Origin of the sequence: Microbacterium sp., assembly GCF_003248605.1 — a bacterium.
Taxonomy (GTDB): domain Bacteria; phylum Actinomycetota; class Actinomycetes; order Actinomycetales; family Microbacteriaceae; genus Microbacterium.
This window is the reverse complement of the sequence record NZ_QFPF01000006.1, coordinates 24,028-46,639: the sequence shown is the minus strand read 5'-3', so window position 1 is coordinate 46,639 and position 22,612 is coordinate 24,028. Positions and strand designations below refer to the sequence as shown.

At 70.6% G+C, this 22,612-nt stretch carries 20 protein-coding genes and 1 pseudogene; 10 read left to right on the top strand and 11 right to left on the bottom strand.

Features of this window, described 5'->3' with window-relative positions:
• From DI573_RS01975 to DI573_RS01965, 3 genes are all read left to right on the top strand, one after another.
• On the top strand, nt 1–1,783 hold a 1,783-nt coding region (locus tag DI573_RS01975), incomplete at its 5' end, for a helix-turn-helix transcriptional regulator (RefSeq protein ID WP_292810074.1).
• 96 nt (nt 1,784–1,879) lie between these two features.
• Complete coding sequence (locus DI573_RS01970) at nt 1,880–2,704, top strand: alpha/beta hydrolase (RefSeq protein WP_292810072.1); 825 nt, start codon at nt 1,880–1,882, stop codon at nt 2,702–2,704.
• Nucleotides 2,705–2,743: 39 nt separating this feature from the next.
• On the top strand, nt 2,744–3,577 hold the full coding sequence (locus DI573_RS01965; protein WP_292810070.1) for an alpha/beta hydrolase: 834 nt from the start codon (nt 2,744–2,746) through the stop codon (nt 3,575–3,577).
• 45 nt (nt 3,578–3,622) lie between these two features.
• Here DI573_RS01965 and DI573_RS01960 read toward each other — a convergent pair whose 3' ends face one another.
• Nucleotides 3,623–3,850, bottom strand: a complete 228-nt coding sequence (locus DI573_RS01960) for an RNA-binding S4 domain-containing protein (RefSeq protein WP_292810068.1) — start codon at nt 3,848–3,850, stop codon at nt 3,623–3,625.
• Nucleotides 3,851–4,021: 171 nt separating this feature from the next.
• Here DI573_RS01960 and DI573_RS01955 point away from each other — a divergent pair, with 171 nt between their 5' ends.
• The gene (locus DI573_RS01955) at nt 4,022–4,591 is read left to right on the top strand and encodes a dihydrofolate reductase family protein (RefSeq protein WP_292810066.1); all 570 of its coding nucleotides are present in this window, start codon (nt 4,022–4,024) and stop codon (nt 4,589–4,591) included.
• A gap of 458 nt (nt 4,592–5,049) precedes the next feature.
• Here the strand turns inward: DI573_RS01955 and DI573_RS01950 are convergent, their stop codons facing one another.
• The 3 genes from DI573_RS01950 to DI573_RS01940 all read right to left on the bottom strand — a co-directional run bounded on the left by DI573_RS01950 (nt 5,050) and on the right by DI573_RS01940 (nt 8,778).
• Nucleotides 5,050–6,444, bottom strand: coding sequence for an HNH endonuclease signature motif containing protein (locus DI573_RS01950; RefSeq protein ID WP_292810064.1), 1,395 nt, complete (start codon nt 6,442–6,444; stop codon nt 5,050–5,052).
• A 133-nt stretch (nt 6,445–6,577) separates the two neighbouring features.
• Nucleotides 6,578–8,071, bottom strand: coding sequence for a HAMP domain-containing sensor histidine kinase (locus DI573_RS01945; RefSeq protein ID WP_292810062.1), 1,494 nt, complete (start codon nt 8,069–8,071; stop codon nt 6,578–6,580).
• Nucleotides 8,068–8,778 (bottom strand): response regulator transcription factor, encoded by a 711-nt coding sequence (locus DI573_RS01940; protein WP_292810060.1) that lies wholly within the window; start codon nt 8,776–8,778, stop codon nt 8,068–8,070. Before DI573_RS01940 ends, DI573_RS01945 begins: the two co-directional genes overlap by 4 nt.
• A 120-nt stretch (nt 8,779–8,898) precedes the next feature.
• Between DI573_RS01940 and DI573_RS01935 the strand changes: the two genes are divergently transcribed.
• Complete coding sequence (locus DI573_RS01935; RefSeq protein ID WP_292810058.1) at nt 8,899–9,570, top strand: hypothetical protein; 672 nt, start codon at nt 8,899–8,901, stop codon at nt 9,568–9,570.
• Between the two features lie 3 nt (nt 9,571–9,573).
• Nucleotides 9,574–11,604 (top strand): annotated as a pseudogene (locus DI573_RS01930) (MMPL family transporter); the annotation flags it as partial.
• Between the two features lie 4 nt (nt 11,605–11,608).
• Here DI573_RS01930 and DI573_RS01925 read toward each other — a convergent pair.
• Both DI573_RS01925 and DI573_RS01920 read right to left on the bottom strand, forming a co-directional pair.
• On the bottom strand, nt 11,609–12,472 hold the full coding sequence (locus DI573_RS01925) for a cytochrome c oxidase assembly protein (protein ID WP_292810056.1): 864 nt from the start codon (nt 12,470–12,472) through the stop codon (nt 11,609–11,611).
• Entirely contained in the window at nt 12,453–12,965 is a 513-nt protein-coding gene (locus DI573_RS01920) for a DUF2243 domain-containing protein (RefSeq protein WP_292810054.1), read from the bottom strand. The genes DI573_RS01925 and DI573_RS01920 overlap by 20 nt, the downstream gene beginning before the upstream one ends.
• A gap of 164 nt (nt 12,966–13,129) precedes the next feature.
• Between DI573_RS01920 and DI573_RS01915 the strand changes: the two genes are divergently transcribed.
• Nucleotides 13,130–14,104, top strand: coding sequence for an ATP-grasp fold amidoligase family protein (locus DI573_RS01915; protein ID WP_292810052.1), 975 nt, complete (start codon nt 13,130–13,132; stop codon nt 14,102–14,104).
• Nucleotides 14,077–15,324, top strand: a complete 1,248-nt coding sequence (locus DI573_RS01910; protein WP_292810050.1) for a glycosyltransferase family 4 protein — start codon at nt 14,077–14,079, stop codon at nt 15,322–15,324. Before DI573_RS01915 ends, DI573_RS01910 begins: the two co-directional genes overlap by 28 nt.
• Nucleotides 15,325–15,328: 4 nt before the next feature.
• Here the strand turns inward: DI573_RS01910 and DI573_RS01905 are convergent, their stop codons facing one another.
• The 4 genes from DI573_RS01905 to DI573_RS01890 are packed head-to-tail and all read right to left on the bottom strand — an operon-like array spanning nt 15,329 to nt 19,465.
• Complete coding sequence (locus DI573_RS01905; RefSeq protein WP_292810048.1) at nt 15,329–16,183, bottom strand: galactosyltransferase-related protein; 855 nt, start codon at nt 16,181–16,183, stop codon at nt 15,329–15,331.
• A complete protein-coding gene (locus DI573_RS01900) occupies nt 16,180–17,208 on the bottom strand; it encodes a glycosyltransferase (protein WP_292810046.1) in 1,029 nt (342 codons plus the stop codon). The genes DI573_RS01905 and DI573_RS01900 overlap by 4 nt, the downstream gene beginning before the upstream one ends.
• A complete protein-coding gene (locus tag DI573_RS01895; protein WP_292810044.1) occupies nt 17,205–18,332 on the bottom strand; it encodes a glycosyltransferase in 1,128 nt (375 codons plus the stop codon). Before DI573_RS01895 ends, DI573_RS01900 begins: the two co-directional genes overlap by 4 nt.
• Nucleotides 18,329–19,465, bottom strand: a complete 1,137-nt coding sequence (locus tag DI573_RS01890; RefSeq protein ID WP_292810043.1) for a hypothetical protein — start codon at nt 19,463–19,465, stop codon at nt 18,329–18,331. The genes DI573_RS01895 and DI573_RS01890 overlap by 4 nt, the downstream gene beginning before the upstream one ends.
• 132 nt (nt 19,466–19,597) lie before the next feature.
• On the opposite strand from DI573_RS01890, the gene DI573_RS01885 reads away from it, so the two are divergent.
• Nucleotides 19,598–20,653 (top strand): hypothetical protein, encoded by a 1,056-nt coding sequence (locus tag DI573_RS01885; RefSeq protein ID WP_292810041.1) that lies wholly within the window; start codon nt 19,598–19,600, stop codon nt 20,651–20,653.
• A complete protein-coding gene (locus tag DI573_RS01880) occupies nt 20,650–21,933 on the top strand; it encodes a glycosyltransferase (protein WP_292810040.1) in 1,284 nt (427 codons plus the stop codon). The genes DI573_RS01885 and DI573_RS01880 overlap by 4 nt, the downstream gene beginning before the upstream one ends.
• A gap of 57 nt (nt 21,934–21,990) precedes the next feature.
• Here DI573_RS01880 and DI573_RS01875 read toward each other — a convergent pair whose 3' ends face one another.
• On the bottom strand, nt 21,991–22,578 hold the full coding sequence (locus DI573_RS01875; protein WP_292810039.1) for a pyridoxamine 5'-phosphate oxidase family protein: 588 nt from the start codon (nt 22,576–22,578) through the stop codon (nt 21,991–21,993).
• Between the last annotated feature and the right edge of the window lie 34 nt (nt 22,579–22,612).

Genomic DNA, 22,612 nt, shown 5'->3' with positions numbered 1-22,612 from the left:
CCGCCACTCGCTCGTCAAGTCCGTCGTCTACAACACCGCGACGGACGCCGATCGGCGTCGCGTGCACGACGCGCTGCGCGCGGAATCGGATGCTGTCGGGCGCGCCGATCTGGCGGTCTGGCATGCCGCCGCCGCCAGCGCGGGGGCCGATGAAGCGATCGCCCTGCGGCTGGAGTCGGCAGCCGAGTCGGCGGGCGAACGCGGGGGCAGTGCCTCACAGGCGCGACTGCTCACGCGCGCCGCCGAGCTGACCACCGGGGGGTCTCTTCGCAGCGGGAGACTGCTCAACGCGGCCGAGGCGGCGGCACAGGCGGGCGCCGTGACGCTGGCCCTCGACCTGATCGATCAGATCGATATCGACGGTCTCGACCCGGTCAGCAGCGGCCGGGTTTTGCAGCTGCAGGCGCTCGTCGCCCTCTTCGTCGCCGACCGCGAGGGCGTGGTCACCGGCGCGGCGCACATGCTTCGCGCCGCGGAGCTGTTCCACGGGGCGGCGCCGGAGCTCGAGCAGCGCGCTCTCATCCGAGCGTTCGAGATTCTGCTGGTCGCGGAGTGGGCGGCGCAAGACGTGACGCTGCCCGAGCTCGGCAAGAGGCTTGCCGACGGCGTCGGTGTTCGCGACGGCCCGATGTCACGCATCCTGCGTGGACTGAGTGCACACATCCTGCTGCCGTATGAGCAGGCCGTGCCTCTCATGCGGGACGCGCTGGCCGCCCTTTCCGCTATGGATGACGAGGGGTTCGACAGCGGCACGGTCGGTGTCGCCCTGACCATGGCGCTCTGGGACGACCGAGCCTGCGTGGAGCTTCTCGACAGGTCCCTCCGGACTGCACGCGACCGCGGGCGCCTGCGCGAGGTCGACACCACACTGTGGTTGCTGGGCTTGGTCGAACTGGTCCGCGGCGACCCCGCGACGTCCGACCGCTACATCGAGCAGGTCCGCGAGCTGCGGCGCGCCATCGGGTACAGCGCCGAGCAAGTCGTCAACGCAGCGTTCCTCGCATGGGCGGGCGCGCAGCTGGCAGAAGTCGAGTCGATCGCGGACGGGGCCTTGGTGACCGGGTTCGCAGGCGCGTGGACGATCGCGATGATGGGCGTCAGCATCCGCGACATCGCCGACGGGCATTACCGCGACGCCTACGAGAGACTCCGTCCGATGGTCACCCGCGAATTCCTGCAGGTGACTTATCAGCAGTTGCCGGAGTACGTCGAAGCCGCGGTGCGAAGCGGCCATGCCGAGCAGGTGCGAGGATCGGTCGACAGATTGGCGGAGTTCGCTCGGCACGCGGGCACCCCGTGGATCCGCGGGGTGGCGGCGCGCAGCGCGGCTCTGCTGGCGGAGGACGACCGGGCGGAAGCGCTGTATCTCGAAGCCATCGCGCAGCTCTCCGCCTCTACGCTGGTCGCCGATGTGGGGCGGGCACACCTGCTGTACGGCGAGTGGTTGCGGCGCGGCAAGCGCCGCCACGATGCCCGCGAGCACCTGCAGAAGGCGCTCCTCATTTTCGAACGCTGCCATGCACCGGCTTTCGCCGGGCGCGCCCGCCGTGAGCTGGAGGGGACCGGCGTCAGGGCCGGTGTTGATGCATCCCGATCGGCCGACGACCTCACCCCGCAGGAGTCCGCCGTCGCGCGTCTCGCCGCCAGCGGTCGCACGAATCCCGAGATCGGCGCGGCACTCTTCATCAGTGTGAACACCGTCGACTATCACCTGCGCAAGGTCTTCCGGAAGCTGGGTGTCACCTCCCGGAGGCAACTCTCCGAACGGTTCCCCACGGACTGAGTCGTCACGACTACGTGAACCACGTGGTTCGCCGAACCTGCGGCCCAAGGGAGCATGGGGCATCCCCATCAACCCCATGCCGAGGAGGGACATCCCATGCCTTACGTCGTGACCGATGACGGTGCGCAGATCTTCTACAAGGACTGGGGAGGTGATGGATCTCCCGTCATCCTGAGCCACGGGTGGCCGCTCAACGCGGATGCGTGGGAAGCGGCAGCGCTCTTCCTCGCCCAGCATGGACACCGCGCGATCGCCCACGACCGTCGCGGTCACGGACGCTCGAGCCAAACGTGGGACGGGAACGAGATGGATACGTATGCCGACGACCTCGCGTGCCTCATCAACCACCTCGACCTCACCTCCATCACGCTCGTCGGCCACTCCACCGGGGGCGGAGAGATCGTCCACTACATCGGTCGGCACGGGACGGACCGCGTCGCCAAACTCGTGCTGGTCTCGGCGGTGCCGCCGTTGATGCTCGAGCGGGATGACAATCCCGACAGCGTGCCGTTCGCGGTCTTCGACGGACTGCGCGCCGGCGAAGCGTCCGACCGCTCCCAGCTGTACCGAGACCTCGCCAACGGTCCGTTCTTCGGTCACAACCGCAACTCCGACATCTCGCAGGGCGTGCGGGACGCCTTCTGGCTGCAGAGCATGGCCTGCGGACATCGTGCCGCATACGAGTGCATCGCCGCCTTCTCGGCAACCGACTTCCGTCCCGACCTCGCACGAGTCGACGTCCCCACCCTCGTGATCCATGGTGACGACGATCAGATCGTGCCCTTCGCGGTGGGCGGCCAACGCTCCGCCGCGGCAATCCCGGACGCCCAGCTCCTCGTCTACGAGAACGGGGCGCACGGGCTCCCGGACACAGAGCGCGAACGCCTGCACGCGGATCTGCTCGCCTTCATCGATTCCTGATCGACCGACCGTTCCACACCGCTGAAAGGAACCCGCATCATGACCGACAACGCAGACGCCCCCGACACCATCGTCCTCGTGCACGGACTGTGGATGACCCCGCGCAGCTGGGAGGGCTGGAAAGCGCACTACGAAGCGAAGGGCCTCACGGTTCTCACGCCCGCGTACCCGGGTTTCGAGATCGAGGTCGAGGCCCTCCGCGAGAATCCCGACACCATCGCGAATCTGACCGTCCCCGAAACCGTTGAGTACCTCGCCGCACAGATCGACGCGCTGCCCAAGCCCCCCATCATCATGGGGCACTCGTTCGGCGGGACGCTCACCCAGTTGCTGGTCGCACGCGGCCTCGGTGCAGCGGCGGTCGTCGTCGATTCCGCGCCGACCGAGGGCGTGCGCGTGACCCCCCTCTCGCAGGTGCGCTCGCTGTTCCCGGCGCTGAAGAATCCCGCGAACATCCACCGGGCCGTCGCGTTCACGAAGGATGAGTTTCACTACGCGTTCACGAACACGCTGTCTCGCGAGGATTCGGATGCGGTGTGGGAGCGGTACGCGATCGCTGCCCCCGGCAACTGGGTGTGGGCATACGGGCTGATTGCGAACTTCAAGCCCGGGCGGCAGGAGACGTGGGTCGACTACTCGCAGGAGCGTGCCCCGCTGCTCTTCATCGGCGGCAGCGAAGACCACATCATGCCGCCGGCGGTGAACAAGTCCAACGCCAGGCACTGGGCGAAGTCTCCATCGCTGACGGAGTACCACGAGTTTCCCGGCCGCTCGCACTGGATCTGCGCGGAACCCGGATGGGAAGAGGTCGCCGACTACGCGCTGGAGTGGGCACTCGCGCACGCCGCGCCGTTTCGCATGCCCGCTACCTGATCCGGCTCGGCGTTCCGGGCAGGTCGTCGATCGCGGGCCAGCGCTTCACGGGCAGACGCGGACGCTGCGCCCTTCGAAGGTGACGACGTCGCCGAGCTGCAGCGGTCGACCACGGCGCCGGTCGACCTCGCCGTTGACGAGCACGAAGCCGTCGATGATCGCCTCTTTGACGTCTCCGCCGGAGTCGAGTAGACCCGCGAACTTCACGAACTGACCGAGGCGGATGCTGTCGCCGCCGATCGGGATGTCGTCGATCGGTGGCGGGGTCGTCATCCCGAAATGGTAGACCGTCATCGGTCGCGTCGCCCGCGAGACCCCCGCCGGCACCGGAATGGCGCACTCGGTGTGGCGACAGCATCCAGCCCTGTATGCCGCGCGACGCCCGCAGTAGGTTGAGGACCATCCGGCCACGCCGTGCCGCGGAACTCGAGGGAGAGCGACGAGATGAGACCACTTCGCTATGCGATCAACGTCACGATCGATGGATGCTGTCATCACGAGGCCGGGGTCGCGCCCGATGCGGAGTCGATGCGCTTCTGGGTCACCGAGGTGGGGCGGGCGGATGCGCTGCTGTTCGGGCGGGTCACGTACGAGATGATGCAGTCGGCGTGGAGACGACCGGGCACGGGTGTGTGGCCGGACTGGATGAAGGAGTGGGAGATTCCGTTCGCCGAGACCATCGACACGGCCAAGAAGTACGTCGTATCGAGCGCCCTCGACGGCGTCGACTGGAATGCGGAGCTGCTGCGGGGCGATCTGGCGGACGCGGTTCGGCGCCTCAAGGAGGGGTCGGGTGAGGGCCTCTTCGTGGGTGGTGTGACCCTGCCCCTCGCCCTGGCGGATCTGGGACTGATCGACGAGTACGTCTTCATCGTTCAGCCCGTGCTTGCGGGGCACGGCCCGACGCTGCTTGCCGGTCTGCGCGATCGGATCGCGCTCGAGCTGGTGGATCGTCACGAGTTCCGGTCGGGGGCGATGGCCGTGCGGTACCGGCCGGTGCTCGTGGCGGGCTGAGGTGTTCGTCCCCGCGTGACGGGCACCGACTTCGCTCGTGCGTCAGCGCGGCCGCGAGTGCCTGACGGACCGTCGACGCGCCGCCCGCGATGTGGAAGCCCGCGCCGCCGGCGACCTCGCGCCCGGGCGTAGGCGGCATCGAAGCCCTCCGTGACGAGCGGCGGCGCTCTTCCAGTGCGCCTCTCGGCTCAAACCGGTCAACATTCCGGACCCGTGCCGCCGCTGGATCCCGATCGGGGGCGATCCATGCTGAGCCGCCCGATCCCTCCGGATCTTTGGCACGCAAACCGATCTTCTGCACTGCTCGATGGAGGTCCTGCGTCCCCGAGCGCACCCGATCCTGCCGGCCGACCGGCCTGCGTGGAGCGTCCGATACTGCAGGGCATGTCCGCCCTGCGTCCCGAACGCCGCCGCCAAACGCCGCTGCGCCGCAGGGCTGGAGGCGGCGCCCGTCGGGATCAGAAGGGTGCGGGCTCGAGTTCGCACTCGGGATCGGGCGCGAACGCGATGCGACTGATCGGAGTGTCGGTGTAGCGGCGACCGGTGGGGCTGGTCCACTGGAGCACCCCGCCCGGCAGCTGTCTCACCGCCCACGCGGAATGGTGCTTGAGGATGTGGTGCCGCCGACACAGCAGGGCGAGGTTGTCATCGCCGGTGCAGCCGCCGTGCGCGGCATCGATCGTGTGGTCGGCGTCGCATCGATGCGGGGGCATACGACACCCCGGGAACCGGCAGTGTTGATCGCGGACCACCAGATGTCGGCGCAGCTGTTCGCTCGGCCGATATCTGTCGACGGCGAGCACCTGGCCCGAGATCGGATGTGTCAGGATGCGATCCCACCCGGGCGCCCCCGCCGCGAGCATGCACGCGGTGGTGTTGTCGACGGGCGAGCGACCCGCGAGGAACGGCGACTCGTACGGATCGGTGACCGCCTGATCGATGAGGCTCATGACCGGCACCGTGATCTGCACGCTGGCGCGGATGGCCCCGAGTCCCGTGGGCCCGCCGTCGTGTGCCGCGGGGTCGGCCGCCAGCAGCAGATCCGCGAAGATGTCGGCGCGCACCTGATCGGTCGAGCGGTCGTCTGAGTCCGCGTCCGCGCCCGCGCCCGCGCCGGCATCGGTGTCGACGGGCTCGGCGTCGGGTTGCGCCTGGGCGCCAGCATCCACCGTCTCGCTGCCGGTGACCGGTGTGCGTGCGTCGGTGACGGTGCGCGCCATCTGTGAAAGACGATCGTGGATGCCGTGGGCCACGACCGCGGGAAGCACCGCGCGCAGCTCTGCCATGCCGTCATCGAGGTCGGTGACCCAGACGGTGCGGTCGGCGAGGGAGCGGCGGTGGCGCTGTTCGAAGGTCGTCTCGGCGAACCACTCGGCCCGGCGCTTGGCGACCGGAGTCAGCCGCGACGCCGACTCGGCGCAGGCGAAGGAGAGGATCTCTTGCTCGTACTCGGCGCGCAGCTCGGGCTTGTCGATCACGGCCCCCGCCGACATGATCGCCCGGGCATGCGCGATCGAGATCTGCCCGGCTTCGAGGGCTCTGGTCGTCGCGGCGTAGGTGGCCACGAGGGTGGCCGCCTCGTGGATCTGGCGCTGCACGGTGCGATCGCTGACCCGCCACGCCGCACCGATCTCGGCGGCGACCGTGCGATGCGCGAGATCGGCACCGGACCCCGAGTGCCCGCTGCCGGAATCGGTCGTCCAGTCATCGGCGATGCTGCGGGCCTCGGCCAGCAGACGAGCCTCTTCGGCCTCGAGCTGCGCCTTGCGCACTCGCACATCGATCAGCCGCGGCAGCAGTGCATCGAGCCGCGCATCGGCTCGGAGCAGGGCCTCTCGTGCGGCTTCGGTCATGCTTTCATCTTGCCCGGGGCCACCGACATTCCAGCATCGAATAGTGCCTGGATCAGGGCTTTGAAGATGAGAAGCAGGTGAGAATGCCGTCATCTTCGGGTGCCGCGACGGTCGCAGGAACGACCCCGCACCGTTACGGCCGCGCGGGCGCTCCACGTGGCAGCTGCACCGTCACGATCGTGCCCTGGTCCGCGTCGGAGGCGAGGCCGATCGTGCCGCCGTGGGACAACGCGACGGCCTGTGCTATCGCCAGCCCGAGACCCGTACCCGTGCGTCGGTCGCCGGTGACGAAACGGTCGAACGCGCGCTCGCGCACCGACGGCGGGATGCCGACGCCATCGTCGGCCACCGTGAGCGTCACACGGCCCCGCCCGCCCTCAGGTGGAGCGCCCGACGCGCGATCCGCCCCGCTTCCCTGCGCGCTCTCGAGCGCGATGGTCACCGAGGCATGCCGACCGGCGTGCACAAGCGCGTTGCCGACGAGGTTGCGCACCAGCTGCGTGAGGGTCAGCCGATCACCCTCGACGAGGGCGCGGTCGGGGGCGTTCACGGTGATGCGGCGATCGGGATCGAGCAGGGCCGCGTCGTCTGCGGCCTCGCGGCAGATCGCCGCGAGATCGACCGTCTCCGACAGACCGGGCGCGCCCTCGGCGCGCGCGAGTTGTGCGAGGCGATCGACAAGCGAGCGCATGCGCTCCGACTCTTCGACGATGCTCGCGAAGGCGCGATCGGTGGTGTCTGCATCGTCGGGGCTCTGGAAGTGGAGCTCCGACCAGCCCTGGATCTTGGTGAGCGGGGTGCGCAACTCGTGCGATGCATCCGCGACGAAGTCCCGCAACTGTCGCTCCGTCGCATCGCGCCGGGCATCGAGGCGAGCGATCGCGGTCGAGATCGCGTGCGTCTCGGAGAACTCCGAGAATCCCGAACCCCCCGAACCCCCCGAGACGCTCGGTCGCCCCGACGCTTCGGTCGCCGCCGTGTCGAGCATCCCGTCGAGGCGGCCGTCCTCGACCCGGGCGGTCAGCTCGGTCAGCGATCGGGTGGTGCGGGTGACGACGAGGGTCACAACCACCCAGACCGCGATCAGTACGCCTGCGATGATGCCCACCGCAGCCAGCGCGAGGGCTGCGACCAGCCGGTCCGAACCCTCGACGCTGATTCCGACCAGCGCCCGATCGACCGGGGTGCGCTCGCCGTCGTCGACCACGGTGCCCGGGGGCAGATCCACCGCGGCGAACAGCGTCGTGCGTCCGTCCACATCCACGCGAGACGTGCGCCCCGCACCGGTGTCGGCGGCGATGCGCTCGAGAGACGAGACTGTCGCCGAGGGGGCCGAGCTCGCTGCGACGACCCGATCGTCGGGGCCGAGCAGAGCGACGATCGTGGATGCTGCAGCCGCATCCGCGAGACGATCGGTATTGATGACCCTGTCGCCGTCGTCGTCGGTGCCCCAGGTCGCGACCGCCTGCGCGGCGATGTGGACCTGTCGTTCGGCGTTGATATCGGTCACGATGCGGATGCCCCAGACGCTGGCGACTCCCACCAGCAGCACCGCGATCGCGACGACGAGGAGCAGGCGACGCCGCAGCGTGCGCACCATCGTCCGCGGTGCTCGAGCCACCCTCATGCGATCTCCGTGCGGAGGCAGTAGCCGAAACCGCGCACGGTCTGGATGAGCGGCTGACGGCCGGCATCCACCTTCTTGCGCAGGGTCGAGATGGCCTTCTCGACGACGTCGGCCCCGGTCGCCAGGTCGTACCCCCACACATGCTCGAGAAGCTGACCGCGCGAGAGCACGCGCTCGGCGTTCGCGGCCAGGAAGGCCAGCAGCTTCAGTTCCGTCGGCGTGACCGGCAGCACCTCGCCGGACCGGCGGGCGCGGCGACCCGCCACATCGATCTCGAGGTCGGCGTAGCGGACAGTCTCGGGGTCATCGGCCGCGACCTGTCCCCGCCGGCGCACGGCGTCGATCCTGGCGATCACCTCCGAGACGTGGAACGGTTTGGTCAGAAAATCGTCCGCACCGGCCCGGAGGGCCTGCACCCGCCCGTCGACGTCGTCGACGGCGCTCAGCATGATCAGGGCCGCGGCGGGCGCCGCCACCCGCAGTGGTGTCAGCAGCTGCACCGCATCGACCTCGGGCAGGAACCGGTCGAGCAGGATCACGTCGTACGCCTGCGCCCGCGTGGCGACCAGCGCCTCGGCCGCGCCCGCCACGCCCGACGTGTCAAAGCGAGGAGCGGCGAGGATCGACTGCAGCAGGACGCGGATGCCCTCGTCATCGTCGACGACGAGCACGCGCACGGCAGCGTGGGCGCTCGCGGATTGCTCCATGCGCCCATGGTAGGGATCAGCCCCCGCCCCGCGAGCGCCGTCGGCCGCCGTGCCGAGATCGTCAGGATTTCGTCAGCATCACGTCCGGGTGTCGAGAGGTCGGGCCGTTTTGCTGGCCACATGCTCACCCGACGTGCCCGCAGATGGACAGTGGCGGCCGGCGCCGCGGCGATCGTGCTCGTCTCCCTCGGCGTGAGCGTCGAGCTCGCCGCCCGCGAGCGCGTCGAGGCGCGTCTCTCCACATTCGAGCAGGGGATGCCGGGGGTCGATGCTGCGCTCGCAGACACCCCCGCTCTCTGGCAGCTGGCCACGGGCCGCATCGCGCTGCGGGTGACGGTGCCCGATGCCGCGCTGGATGCCGTCGTGCGGTGCTCGTCGGAGCAGGAGATCGATGTCCGCTCCGTCCCGGACGGTCTGGTGATGACGCGTGAGCGCGCCCTGGGTGGCGCCTCCCTGCCCGTCGAACTCCTCCTCGTCCCGCAGCGCAGGCCCGACGGGGGCTGGCTGCTCGTCGCGGACTCGGTGAGCGCGGGTGGCATCAGTATTCCGGCCGACCGAGCCCTGCGGATGCTCTCCGGGCGGGCCGGCGACGATGCGGGGTTCGCCTCCCGTCTGCTCGATGGCATCCCGCTCCCGAGCGGCGGAGGGCTGACCGTCACAGGCATAGCGTTCGCCGACGGGTCCGCGCAGCTCGACCTGAGCATCCCGACCACCAGAACCGACCCCTCCCCGGGCGACGCGCTCGAGCACACCCGAAGCTGCATGGGGAGCCCCGAGAGCCCGGAGGGCTGATCTGTGAAGAACCTCGTCTCGACCATCGCCCGAGCGTGCGCGCGGCACCGCTGGCTCACTCTCGCCTCCTGGGTGGTCGTGGTGGCGGCTCTGTTCGGCACGGCCAGCCTCATCGGGCCGGACCTGCAGGACGAGGTCGAGGTGATCGGCAGCGACAGCTGGGCCGCGGCGCAGCTGCTGGACGAGCGTGCCGAGCCCGACGAGGAGCCCGAGGCGCCGTCGAGCCGGATCGTGATCGCCGGCGACGACATCGTCGCTCACACGGACGTCATCACCGAGGTGGTCGACGAGCTGGCCGAGGCGTCCGGCGCCGCCGTCGACAATCCGCTCGACGATCCAGAGACCGCCGCGCGCTCGGGCTCGATCGCACCCGATGGCGACGCCCTGCTGCTGACCGTGCGCGGCGACCCGAAGGAGGAGGGCCGGGCATGGCAGGCGGCGGTCGACTCGGCGCTGGATCCCGCCCGGGGCGCGGGCCTGGACGTGGCGATCGGCGCCCCGCTGGGCACCCAGGTCGATCAGGCAGGAACCGTCAACAGCGAGCTCGTAGGTGTCGTCGCCGCGCTCATCGTGCTCTTCATCGCCCTCGGGTCCGCGCTCGCGGCGCTCGTCCCGGTGGGTACGGGGGTCATCGCCGTCGCCGGCGGTGTCGGCATCGTGTGGATGCTCAGCCACGGGTTCACGATTCCCGACAGCGCCATCACCCTCGCGATCATGGTCGGCCTCGGCGTGGGCATCGACTACGCCCTGTTCCTGCTCTCGCGCTTCCGGCAGGCGCTGCGCGAGGGTGCCGAAGTGGTCGAGGCCGTCGCCAAGACCGGGCACGGCGCGGGCGAAGCCGCGATGGTCGCCGGGATCACCGTCGCCGTGTGCACGGCGGGCCTGGCGATCTCGGGGGTCGAGTTCGTCGCCTGGCTCGGCTATGCCACCGCGATCGTCGTGCTCGTGGCCGTGGCATCCACCCTCACACTGACTCCGCCCGTGCTCGCGCTGATCGGTCGCCGAGCCCTGCCGCGACGTGAGCGCGCGTCCGTGCCGGCTGCGCAGGCGGCGCCTCGCCGCAGCGTGTGGGGACGCCTCGCTCCGCGCCTCACACGCCATCCGCTCGCCGCGGCGGTCGCCGCACTCGTCGTGCTGGCCGCGATCTCGCTGCCGACACTCGCGCTGCAGCTCGGGCAGTCCAGCCCCGGCAACGCCGTGCCCGGCTCCAACCAGCGCACGTCGTTCGATCTCACCGCTCAGCACTGGGGCGCAGGCCAGAACGCGCCCCTGCTCGTGGTGGGCGAGGGGGAGGACGCTGCGGCCTGGGCGGACCTTCGTGAACAGATCGCGCGTGTGGAGGGGGTGGCATCCGCAGCGCCGCCCGCGGCAGCGGACGGCGTGATCACGATGCAGGTGCTGCCGGAGACCGGGCCGAGCGATCCCGCTACGGCCGATCTCGTACACACCCTGCGCACGGATACGATCGCCGGCAGCGGTGTCGACGCGCATGTCGGAGGCGCCGTGGCGAACCGCATCGACCTCAGCGATCGTATCGCCGACCGCCTGCCCTGGCTGATCGGAATCGTCATCGCCGCGGCGATGGTGCTCGTCGCGTTCACGTTCCGGTCGATCCTGCTCCCCATCAAGGCGGCCCTGTGCAACGTGCTCTCGATCACCGCGGCGTTCGGGGTGGTCGTCTGGGTGTTCCAAGAGGGCCACGGTGTCGAGCTGTTCGGCCTGGACGGGCCGGTGCCGCTCGATCCGTACGTGCCGATGATGCTGTTCGCCGTGCTCTTCGGTCTGTCGATGGACTACGAGGTCTTCCTGCTCACCGCCGTGCGTCAGGCGTGGCTGCGCGGCGCGACGGCCAGGGACGCCGTCACGCGCGGACTCGCCGAGACCGGCAGTGTCATCTCGGCGGCGGCGATCATCATGATCGCCGTGTTCCTGAGCTTCACCTTCAGCCCCAACCCCGTGATCAAGGTGTTCGGCGTGGGTCTGGCCGTCGCGGTGTTCGTCGACGCGACCGTCATCCGGCTGCTCCTGGTGCCCTCGATCATGACCCTGATGGGGCGCGCTGCGTGGTGGTGGCCCGGCCGCGGGCGGACCGGACCGGCGGACGCCGACGCCGGCGCGCGGGCCGTATCCGCTCGCGCGAAGGATGCCCGGCCTGCCGATACCACTGGGCGCACAGAACGGTGAGGAGAACGGCATCCACCACGTCGCCGCCGTAGTACATGATCAATGCCCCCGCCCGGCCGTCCACCACGGGGACTCCGTCCGGCGGCGATGCGTAGATCAGCTTCGCGAGCACGTTGTGCGCCGCGAGGGCCGCGACCAGGACGAGGAGGCGCGTCGGGAACGAGGCGCGATGCGGGGACGGATCGAACGGGATGACGGCGACGGTGAAAAGCACGCCCGCGAAGAGCACGTGCGTCATCACCGCCAGATGCAGCAGCAGGCTCACCTGCATCCACTCGTACAGGTCGGTCCGGTACAAAGCCCACATGCCGCCGAGGTTCAGGAGGGTCGCCACGGCGGGAGACACGAGGAATCCGACGGGGCGGCTGCGCAGCACCCTGGAGATCTGTCGCGCTCTGCGGACATGCAGTGACCGCAGAGCCAGGGTGACGGGACGTGCGATCACCAGGAGCACGGGCGCGAGCATTCCCGCCAGAAGATGCGACCACATGTGGGGGACGAACCCCTGGGGAGCGGACACGAGAGGACCGACGAACGCGAATGCGGCCGCTCCCGCTCCCGTCAGCCACGACAGCGTCCGGTACCAGGGCCATCGGCGCCCGGACCGCAGCTGGACGCCGACGCCGCCGCAGTAGAGCAGCGCCGCCAGCGCGAAGGGCAGGCCGAAGAGCAGAACGATGCCCGACGTGCCGCCGGCGCTATGGTCGTGCACGCTCACCCCGCGCGGGGATCCTCGATCGCCGCGTGCGGACGATGAGGACGATGCCGGCAACCAGCAGGCCCACGGCGACGAGGTTCCAGACCACGTCGTATACGAGCAGTTCCGGGACGTATCTGATCTGGTGGATGCCGAGAACCTTGTGCTGGATGAGGCCGTCGTAGAGCTGGAAACCACCGGCTCCCGCGAGCACGCCGCCGCACCATCGGGTCAGCCAGAAGGCGCGACGACGGCGCAGATCGGCGAGCAGGAACAGTCCGCCGATCGTCGCCGCCCAGCTCAGCGCGTGGAAGAAGCCGTCCGACACGAGACCGATGTCGGTGGTGGAGAGATCGTAGAAGTGGTGCCAGTGCAGGACCTGGTGGAAGAGCGTCTCGTCGAGAAAGGCGACCAGTCCGATCCCGAACAGGATGCCGGACCACGCGTTCCGCGAGGACAGCCGCGCTCGCTCCGCCAGATCGATGTCGCTCGGCGCTGCCGTCCCCGTGGCCATCAGCCGTTCCTCTCCACCGTCCAGCCCGTTCGCCGCGCAGTCTCCGCCGCGCTCCCGCGTGCCCAGGATGCCCCGGCCGCGGATGCCATCGCAGGGGGTTGCGCCCACGTGCGAGGCATGTCAAGGGCGAGATCGGGCTGAGCGGTCTGACCTAACCTGAGCAGATGACGTCCAGGCCGGCCGAGCGTGCCGATTCCGATACGCCGTCGACGGCGGCGGTGAGCGACGGAGCGGGGCGGGCGTATCGGGCAGACGGCGTGCAGTGGCGCGAGAGAAGCCGCCTGGTACGCGCCGTGAGGATGTGGCGCACCCGAGATCCCCGCACCTTCCGCGAGAAGGTGCGGTACAAGATGCTGCGCGATCGCCGCGCGCTCGTCGTCACGTTCGCTGACAAGGCCGCGGTCCGCGAGTACGTCGCCGAGATCGTCGGCCGAGAGTTCCTGCCCACGGCGTATGCCGTGGTGGACGACCCGGACGATCTGCGCCGACTCGACCTGCCGTCCGCCTACGTCGTCAAACCCACGCACGGAAGCGGCGCCGCCCTGGTGGTCTCCGACGCCGCGCCGGCCGATGCGCGTGTCCCGAGCGAGCCCGGCAGCTGGGTCTACAGCCATGTGCGGCCCTCGCGGATCGATGCGGACGAAGTGGTCCGACTCGGTCGGGGCTGGGTCGCGCAGCTCTACGGCCAGGGCCCCAACCGGGAATGGGCGTACGGGCGGGTACCGCGGCGCGTGATCGTCGAAGAACTCCTCGTCGGTGCGGACGGGGGCATCCCCGATGACTACAAGTTCTTCGTCTTCCACGGTGCGTGCGCGTTCATTCAGGTGGACTCCGGCCGCTTCGGTCGCCGCACCCAGGATTTCTTCGACCCGGCGTGGACCCGCCTGCCGCTGAGCGGCGGACCACCGTGGGCGGACCCGACGCCCGCCGCGCCCGACCGGCTCGTCGAGATGATCGACATCGCGCAGCGGCTCGGTGCAGACACCGACTTCGTTCGTGTGGACCTCTACGACATCGCCGGTCGCATCGTCTTCGGCGAGCTGACCAGCTATCCGGCCGGCGGTGACAGCCCGTTCTTCCCCGCGAGCTTCGACGAGGAGTTCGGTCGGCCATGGACCGTTCCCCGGCGGTACCGATGACGCTCGCGGGCGGGGTGGCACCGAGCGAGCGCTGGCTGGTCGCGACCACGGAATACGCGGGGCTGACCTCGTATACGGGCGGGATCGGGCGCCACTACGCCGCCCTGCTGCCGGCCCTCGTGCGGCAGGGTGTGGAGATCGACCTGGTGGTCTTCTCGGATGCGCAGCCCCGGGCCGACGCGGAACTGCATGGGGTTCGTCTCGTCGCATTCGAGCGCGCGGGCGGGACCGCGCCCATCCGGACGCTGTTCGCGAATGCACGCCGTGTTCGCCATCTCTACGAGGCCGGCGCGTACGATCGCGTGTTCGTGCCGGAGTGGTGCGCGCTCGGGGCCGCCCTGCCGCGGCGCGCGCCGCTGCTGACCAACCTCGCCACCAGCGCGAGGCTGGCGAACCGCGTATCCGGACTTCGGCTGAGGGACCTGCCCCGAGCGCGCCGCCTCCCCGTCGCCCTGCAGATGCACCGGGAGTCCCGTCAGATCCGCCGTTCCGCGGGACTGATACCGATTTCCACCGCGATGCTCATCCGAGCGGGCGTGGGCGCGTCGTCGCGGGCTGCCGTCGTGCGCAATTGCATCGACGTCGAACACGTCCGGGCTGCGTCGACGGCGGCGGCACTTCCGCCGGGCTGGCCGGAGGGTGGCGACCCCGTCATCCTCTTCCTGGGCCGTTCGGAACGCCGGAAGGGCGTGGTCGATGCCGTCGCCGCGTTCGGGCGGCTGAACGATCCTCGCGCCCGTCTCGTGCTCGCCGGTGCCGGCGGCGACGCCCGGTTCGAGCCGACCCGGGCCGACCTGCTCGCCCTCGTGCCCGCTCCGGTACGGGAGCGCATCACCTGGCTCGGCCATGTGCCGGGAGATGACCTGTACGTCGCCATCCGGGAAGCCACCGTTGCCATGTGCCCGTCGCGCTGGGAGGGCTTCGGCAACGTCGCCCTCGAGGTCAAGGCGATCGGAACACCGCTGGTTGTTACGTCCGGCAGCGGGTTCGACGATTTCTGCGTCGACGGCGAGGACTGCCTCATGGTTCCGCCCGCCGATCCCGACCGGCTCGCGCTCGCGCTGCGTGCTCTTCTCGACTCACCGGTTCTGGCCCGGGAGCTGGCCGCGCGTGCGCGACGGGGCATCGATCGATTCGCCCCCGATCCCGTCGCGGCCGACCTGATCGCGGCCGCGGATCGTCTGCTCGGCGGATCGGGGCGACGCCGAGGCGGGGAGTGACGGGCTAACCGCCGCGGGAGGACCGGGGATCCGGCGCTGACCCGGTACGTCGCCAGGCCGATCCGTCCCACGCCACCGCGCCGGCCTCGGCAAAGGCCTCGAGCCAGCCCGTCATCGGCCACTCTCCCCAGCGCGCCGCGAACCGTGCGCCGTTTCGCAGGATGTCATCGAGGTGCTGCCACGGCGGTGTGGATGTCGCGTGATGCTGGTGGTACACGTGTGCCCCTCCGACCCACACGAGGGGGATGCCGGCGCGGCGCAAGCTGAAGCCGAAGTCGGTGTCCTCGCCGCCATATCCCTCGTACCCCTCGTCGAATCCCCGGGTACGCGCCCATGTGCGGGCGGTGGCGGCGAAGGAAAGCGACCAGAACAGGGCGTACTCGGCGGATGTCGCCACCCGCGTGCGCCCCGGGGGCGGGTCCGGCCGGGACGGGTGCGGTGCCGTCGCTGCGGCGAGCGTGCCCGGATCAGTCACATCGACACCCGCGGGCAGGTAGGTGACCGGACCGCTGAGGACAGCATCCGGGTGCGATGAGGAAGCCGCCCGATAGCCCGCGATCAGGTCGGGGCCCGGTACACAATCGGCATCCAGGAAGACCAGCAGATCGGCGCCCGCGGCTCGGGCGGCAGAGGCGCCGGCGTTGCGCGCGGCCCCCAGGCGCCACCCGTCCGCGCCGGGCGGCACGCGGAGGACGGACTCCGCTTCCAGCGCCGGGGGGTCCTCCTCGGTGATCCACACCACGATCCGTGCGAGGTCGCGCTGATGACGCAGCGCGGCGAGCTGGTTGCGCACATGACCGACCCGAGCGGAGGAGCAGAGGGTGACCACCGCCGTCGCGCCTGCGAGCGCCGCGGTCATGGACGCGGGCTCGCGGTTGCGCGGATGGCTTCGGCGGCGCGGGCAGCGGCCCCCTCCACCTGCCACTGCGACCAGTCCGGGTGCAGCGAGGCGGCGTCCTCGATGAGTTCCGGCCAGGCGCTCGCCGGGGGCCAGCGGGTGACGACGACCGCGAGCCCGGCGCGTTCGACCGCGTGCGCCGTCTCGAGCTGCTCCGAGAACGGGCGGTCCTGGGGGATGACCACCGCAACCGCCCCGGCGACGGCGAGGTCGGCAATGGAGTTCTGACCCGCCCATGCGACGACGATCCCCGCCGAGGTGAGATCCTCCCAGGGATCGGTCGTCCACGGTGCATCCGGTGTGGCGCCGAGGTTGCGCCAGGTGAGCCCCGTCGCGGCCGCGGCTTCTGCCACCGCCGCGTCGGTCACGTCGCTGCCACCGCGTCCGCCCAGCACCACCACGTCCCGGCGGTCGGCCCCGTCTCCCGTCCTCTGTGGGCGAGGTCGATGCTCGAATCGGCTGATACCGCCCGTGTACACGACCTTGTCGGCCATCGCGTCGAGGTGCGCCGGCTGCAGAAGCGCCCGAGGCCACGGTGCCAGGATCGTCGTCGCTGCCCGGTAGCCGAGCCGATGCGGGACGTCGTCGCGGCGTCCGGGCTGGGCGATCACCACGGTGCGGATCCCCAACAGGCGCACGAGCACCGCTACTTCCACCGAGACGTCCACGACGAAGGCATCCCAGGGGGATCGGGAGAGAGTCGCGGCGATGGCGGCCAGCCTTCCGAGATGCCCGGGATGTCCCAGAGGCGCCCAGTGGAGCAGCCCCCCGGCGGTCGGGTCGGCATCGGCGGGCGCGGTGATGCCCGCCCGTACGTCGTCGTCGCGCTCCAGCACGATCCATGAGCATCCTGCCGGGAGCGTCTCCGGCTCGGGCAGCGAACTGAAGCACGTGATCTCGGCGTCCAGATGACGTGCGATCGACAGCATCCGGGCGAGGTGTCCGCCGCCGTGGTGGTGCACATACCAGCCGATGCGGAGCGTCATGCGGTGAGCCCTTCTGCGAGCGGGGTGCCGGCGGCGAGTTCGGTGAGGACATCCTCGAGCACGCCGATGCGCCGTTCGAGCGAGAAACGGCGGAGCGCGCTCGCGCGAATGCGACGCCGGAAGGAGGCATCCTCGGCCGTACGTTCGATGAGTCTCTCGGCACGTTCGGCCATGGCGTCCACATCGCCGGGCCCGACGATCTCCATGCCCGTGCTTCCCGCTGCGATCTCAGGCACGCCGCCCACGGCGAAGCTCACCACGGGCGTTCCGCACATGAGCGCTTCGGGCGCGACGAGTCCGAAGGGCTCTGCCCACGCGGGTGTCGACAGCGCGGCGGCACCGCCGCCGACGATCGCGGCGAGCTGGGCGGGTGCGAGGGCGCCGGTGACGGTCACGTCGTCGCCGATCAACGGGAAGAGCACGCGTTCGGCGTAGGCGTGATCGCCGATGCGTCCCGCGATCGTGAGCCGTCGACCCAACCGGCGGGCGACGTCGACGGCCAGGTGGGGAGCCTTTTCGGGCACGATCCGCCCGAACCAGACGATTCCCTCGCCGCCTCGGCCCTCCGGCCACGCGTGGGGGTCGACTCCGTTCGGCAGCACGTCGGAGTGCAGCCCCGCGCGCGCCCACTCCCGGCGGGTGAAGTCACTGACGGCCAAGAAGGCGCTGCCCCCCGATCCGGCGGTCGCATGCGCCGCGATGAACGCGGCATCGGGCGGCGTGTGAAGCGTGGTGACCATGGGGGTCCCGAGTTTCGCAGCCCATCTGAGGGGGAGGGGATGCAGGCAATGATTCGATACGACGTCGAAGCTCTGCGCGCCCAAGGCGAGCGCCTCGAGCGCCCGCTCGAGCGCCGGCACCGTCGTCGCTTCGTAACTGAGGGGATAGGTCATGTCGGACAGCGCTGCGCCCCGTGGCCAGTCGAGGATCGGCAGCTCGAACGGACTGCCGGGGATGACGAAGTCCGAGCCCCGGACGGCGACCATCGTGACCTCGTGTCCGCGAGCGCGCAGAGCCGTGACCTCGGACCACACTGCGGATTCCAGCCCGCCCGAGTGCGGCGGGCGGATCGGAAACCGCAGGGGGGCGATCACGGCGATCCGCAGGCCGCCGGCGCCGCTCACGCGACCGATCCGTTCGCCAGCAGACGGCGGTACAGCGCGGCGTGGGTTTCGGCTGCCGCGGCGTCCGAAGCGCGGCGCCGCGCACGCCGAGCGATGCGGAGATCGGTTCGCGCGGGGGAGCCCGCCCGGTTCGCATCCGCATCGCCGAGCAGCGCCGTGAGGGCCGCAGCCAGGCCGGCGACGTCACCGGGCGCGTAGGACGCCACGGAATCGTCCGGGTGCTGCTCGGCGTAGAAGCCCACGGCGGGCGCGACGACCGGGACGCCGAGATCCCAACACAGCTCCAGCCAGCCCGAATGCGTGCCGTGCCGGTACGGCAGCACAGCGACATCGAGCCTGCTGAGCGCGACGTCCAGCTCGGCGTCCGACAGGCGCTCATGCTCGACGAGGGTCGCATGATCGTCCTTCGCGCAGAGTCTGCGGACCTCGCGACGGGAGTCCTCGTCGCGAACCCCATGGTGCAGGCGCACCTCCACGCGAGCGTGCACGCCGTGTGAGCGCAGTTCGGCCGCCGCCTGCAGAAGCGTGCGGACGGTGCCCGGCCCGTCCACGTTGGGGCGGATGTCCTTCAGATGCACCCCCATCAGCGTCTCGTCAGACGTGCGCACGCGCGGCGGGAGGGCATCCGGTGCGACCATCGAGGGATGCGGGATGACAAGGCACTCCCGGTTCCATCGTCCCGCGATGGCCGATGCGGCGCCGGGAGTCAGGGTGATCACGGCGTCCGCGCCGCCCACGAGCACGTCGAGTTGTTCCGCATATCTCGTCTGATCGCCGAGCTGGGGGTGATCGAGGTCATGCACGGTGAAGACGACCGGCCAGCCCGCATCATGAGCGGCATCGATGGCCGCCGCCAGCTCACCGGCTGAGTACGACTCGGTGCCGAAGTGGATGTGCAGCAGCTGCGCCGACGACGCGTTGCGCGCGATCCAGACCGGATCGAGGACCGCGGGGGGCCACCAGACCCCCGCGGGTGCTCCCGGGACCGGCGGGTCGGGCAGGAGCGAGATTCCCGGGGCAGCGGTGATCCGGGCGACGAAGGGGTGTCCGGCCGGGGCCGAGGCGACGGTGACGGCACCGACGGGGCGCACCGATTTGTCGGGGGGTGCCACGGGAATCGCGGAGGTCGCCATCGTGTCCCTTCTGGGTGACGGGCCGGGAACCCGACGCGCTGTCGCGTGTCGAGCACATCGAACGATAGGGGGGCGGAGACGGCACCGGAGGCGGCTTGACGCGGAGGGCCCCGGCGTATAACCATGAGCCGAATGACCCGCGTCCCGCCGCTCCAGCTGATCGTGGGCCCCGAAGGGCACGGTGTCGTGGCCTACGCCGCGGATGTTGCGGCCGCGCTGCGTGAGACCGACGACCGGACCGAGGTGGCGTGGGTCGACAGCCTGCCCGACGCGCAGGCTGTCGCGCGACGTGCAGGGCGAGTCCACCTGCACGTCACCGATCGCCTCCTCGGGCGCTCTCCCGAGGAGGCTGCCGACAGGCTCGAAGGCCTCGCCTCCGTCACGGCGCTGACGGTGACGGTGCACGACGTGCCGCAGACCTCCGACGGCACGGGTCTCGAGCGGCGGGTCGCTGCCTACACACGCATGTTCGCCGCCGTGGACGCCGCCGCGGTGAACAGTCAGCACGAGCAGAGGCTGGTCGCCGACTTCCTCCCCGGCGTCGCCACTCCTCACGCGATTCCGCTCGGCGCTCGCCGCTCCTCACCGTCGGGCTTGCGCGCCCGAGAGCACGATGCGGCACGAAGCGGTCGCCGCGACCTCGTCGTGCTCCTCGCCGGCTACATCTACCCCGGCAAAGGGCACGCGCAGGCCATCGAGGCGGCCGCGGACGCGGCGCGTGCGCTCCGCCGCGCGGGCGAGCCGGTGGGGGCGGTCGTCGTCCGCGCCATCGGCGCGCCCTCGACCGGACACGAGGGTGATGTCGCGGTCCTGCGCAACGAGGCCGAACGCCTCGGCGTGCGCTTCGACGTCACCGGCTTTCTCGCCGACGCCTCGTTCGACGAGCGCATGATGGACGAGGGCATCCCGCTCGCCGCGCACGAGCACGTGTCGGCCTCCCGATCGATGCTCGACTGGGTGGAGGCGGGGCGGCGCCCCCTCGTGGTCGACTCGCGTTATGCGCGGGAGATGGATCGGCTGCGTCCCCGCACGATCGCCCGGTACGAGCCGGCCGAGCTGGCGCTCCGGCTTGTGGAGGCGTGGCGCGATCCGGAGCGGACCGCGCTGCCTGCCGGGGCGAGCCTACGACCGACACTCGCCGATGTGGCGGCGGATTACCTCTCCTGGTGGAACGGACCGGCACGGTGACAACGCCTCCGGCCGGCACCGCGCTCCCCGGCAACCGGTGGGATCTGCTCGCGGGCGTACGCCCTGATGTGCCGCCGATGGTGTCGGTCGTCGTCGCGCACTACCGCCAGCCGCAGCAGCTGGCGCGCACCCTCGCCGCGCTGCGGCGGCAGGATCACCCGTCCCATCGCCTGGAGGTGATCGTCGCCGATGACGGCTCGCCGGAGCGTCCGCGCGTGCCGGACGACGTCGTGCTGGTGCGGCAGGAGGACGCCGGCTTCCGCCTGGCTGCGGCGCGTAACCTGGGGGCGGCGGCCGCTACCGGAGAGATCCTCGTCTTCCTCGACGCCGATACGACTCCCGAACCGGCGTTCGTCCGAGAGCTGGTGCGGCTTCCCGCCCTCGCACCGGATTGCGTGACGGTGGGTCGCCGTCGTCACGCGCGTCTGGACGGTGTGCCGGTGACCGAGGACATCGAGCTCGCAGTCGCGGGGCGCGAACTGGTCGAACCGCCCTGGCTGAGAGAGGCGTATCGCACCTCGCGCAACCTGCTCGATGCCGATGACCGCAGCTACCGCTACGTGATCGGTGCCGCTCTGGCCTGCTCGCGGCGGCTGTTCGCCGAGGTCGGCGGCTTCGACGAGACCTTCACGTCCTACGGAGGTGAGGACTGGGAGTGGGCCTATCGCGCGTGGATCGGCGGGGCGCTGCTGGCCCATGCACCCACGGCCGTCGCCTGGCACGACGGTCCCGACGCCTCTGAGCGCCCGGCGGCGGGCCGGAGCGCGAAGAACGCCGAGGCGATCCGGCTCTCGGACCTGATACCCGTTCCCGGGTCGCGCGGTCGCGGACTGCGCAGCGCGAAGGTCGATGTGGCCGTCAGCGGGCCGCCAGCACCCGCGACCCCCGCTGATGTGTTCGTGAGCGTCGACAGCGTGCTGGCGGCGATACCCGGCGCGGAGGCGACCGAAAGCGAGACGGGCACCCGAGCCCCCCTCGGACGAGGACGCTTCGATCGGGTGCGGGTGCACCTCGACATCCTCCGCCCGGTCCTTGTCGTCGGTGGTGCGCTCGCCGCACAGGTCTCGCACGTCGGGCGCGGACAGCTCGGCGAGCTCCTGATCGTGGACGACGCCGGTACCGAGCTGATCCGGATCTCCTCGATGCGCTCACGGGCGCGACACCTGAGGTGGGCTCGCGACGATCTCTTCTCTCGGGGACGCGCGACGTGCGACGGCGTTCGCGCGCTGGAGGGCGAGGTGGACGTCGAGGCCTATCTCGGTGGTTGGACCCGGGGTTGATCGGCCGCGCGAGTGCGCCGTGCGATCAGGCATCGTGCGTCCGCCGAGGTGCCGGAGTCAGGGGGCGTCGTGCGCAGGCGGTGCGAAGTGCGGGATCGGCTGCGGCTTCTGTGCCTTGCTGCGAGAAGCGGAATCGTGACCGGACGGGCGTGGGGCGTCGACCGTGGCGGTGCGGACCGGGGCATCCCCACCCATGCGCGGCCGCATTCCCTCGGGCGAGCGGAATCGGCGACCGGACACCGAGGCGGGGGTGATGCGCACGAAGTTGTGCTTCTCGGTCGGTGTCCATGTCACGAGGTCGAGCACCCCCGACGCCTCGATCTCGTCATCGGCGTCGAGCCGATCGGCTGTGCCTCGGATCACGACGCTCCAGTGGCGACCGTGTTCCTGTCCGTCGATCTCGAAGGCGACGGAAGGGCGCTCCGACATCGCGCGCAGCTTCGACCCCGGCGCGGAACGTACGAAGATGCATCCCTCGTGCACGAGGTAGTTGAGGGGAAAGACATCGGGTGCACCGTCCGGTCCGCCGATCGCGAGCCGACCGAGCTGATGGGACTCGATGAGGCGCCAGGACTCGCCGGTCGACAACTCCTCGATGCTCTGGTGGGCGGTTCGCGGGGCGGCTTCGTGGCGTGCGGCGTCCATGGCGTGTCCTCTCTTCTCACCTGAAAGCACACAC

Bases quoted from the DNA above. Each gene is read 5' to 3' on its own strand.
- DI573_RS01970 (WP_292810072.1), top strand. From the start codon at position 1,880: ATGCCTTACGTCGTGACCGATGACGGTGCGCAGATCTTCTACAAGGAC.
- DI573_RS01965 (WP_292810070.1), top strand. From the start codon at position 2,744: ATGACCGACAACGCAGACGCCCCCGACACCATCGTCCTCGTGCACGGA.
- DI573_RS01960 (WP_292810068.1), bottom strand. From the start codon at position 3,850: ATGACGACCCCGCCACCGATCGACGACATCCCGATCGGCGGCGACAGC.
- DI573_RS01955 (WP_292810066.1), top strand. From the start codon at position 4,022: ATGAGACCACTTCGCTATGCGATCAACGTCACGATCGATGGATGCTGT.
- DI573_RS01950 (WP_292810064.1), bottom strand. From the start codon at position 6,444: ATGACCGAAGCCGCACGAGAGGCCCTGCTCCGAGCCGATGCGCGGCTC.
- DI573_RS01945 (WP_292810062.1), bottom strand. From the start codon at position 8,071: ATGAGGGTGGCTCGAGCACCGCGGACGATGGTGCGCACGCTGCGGCGT.
- DI573_RS01940 (WP_292810060.1), bottom strand. From the start codon at position 8,778: ATGGAGCAATCCGCGAGCGCCCACGCTGCCGTGCGCGTGCTCGTCGTC.
- DI573_RS01935 (WP_292810058.1), top strand. From the start codon at position 8,899: ATGCTCACCCGACGTGCCCGCAGATGGACAGTGGCGGCCGGCGCCGCG.
- DI573_RS01920 (WP_292810054.1), bottom strand. From the start codon at position 12,965: ATGGCCACGGGGACGGCAGCGCCGAGCGACATCGATCTGGCGGAGCGA.
- DI573_RS01915 (WP_292810052.1), top strand. From the start codon at position 13,130: ATGACGTCCAGGCCGGCCGAGCGTGCCGATTCCGATACGCCGTCGACG.
- DI573_RS01910 (WP_292810050.1), top strand. From the start codon at position 14,077: ATGGACCGTTCCCCGGCGGTACCGATGACGCTCGCGGGCGGGGTGGCA.
- DI573_RS01905 (WP_292810048.1), bottom strand. From the start codon at position 16,183: ATGACCGCGGCGCTCGCAGGCGCGACGGCGGTGGTCACCCTCTGCTCC.
- DI573_RS01900 (WP_292810046.1), bottom strand. From the start codon at position 17,208: ATGACGCTCCGCATCGGCTGGTATGTGCACCACCACGGCGGCGGACAC.
- DI573_RS01890 (WP_292810043.1), bottom strand. From the start codon at position 19,465: ATGGCGACCTCCGCGATTCCCGTGGCACCCCCCGACAAATCGGTGCGC.
- DI573_RS01885 (WP_292810041.1), top strand. From the start codon at position 19,598: ATGACCCGCGTCCCGCCGCTCCAGCTGATCGTGGGCCCCGAAGGGCAC.
- DI573_RS01875 (WP_292810039.1), bottom strand. From the start codon at position 22,578: ATGGACGCCGCACGCCACGAAGCCGCCCCGCGAACCGCCCACCAGAGC.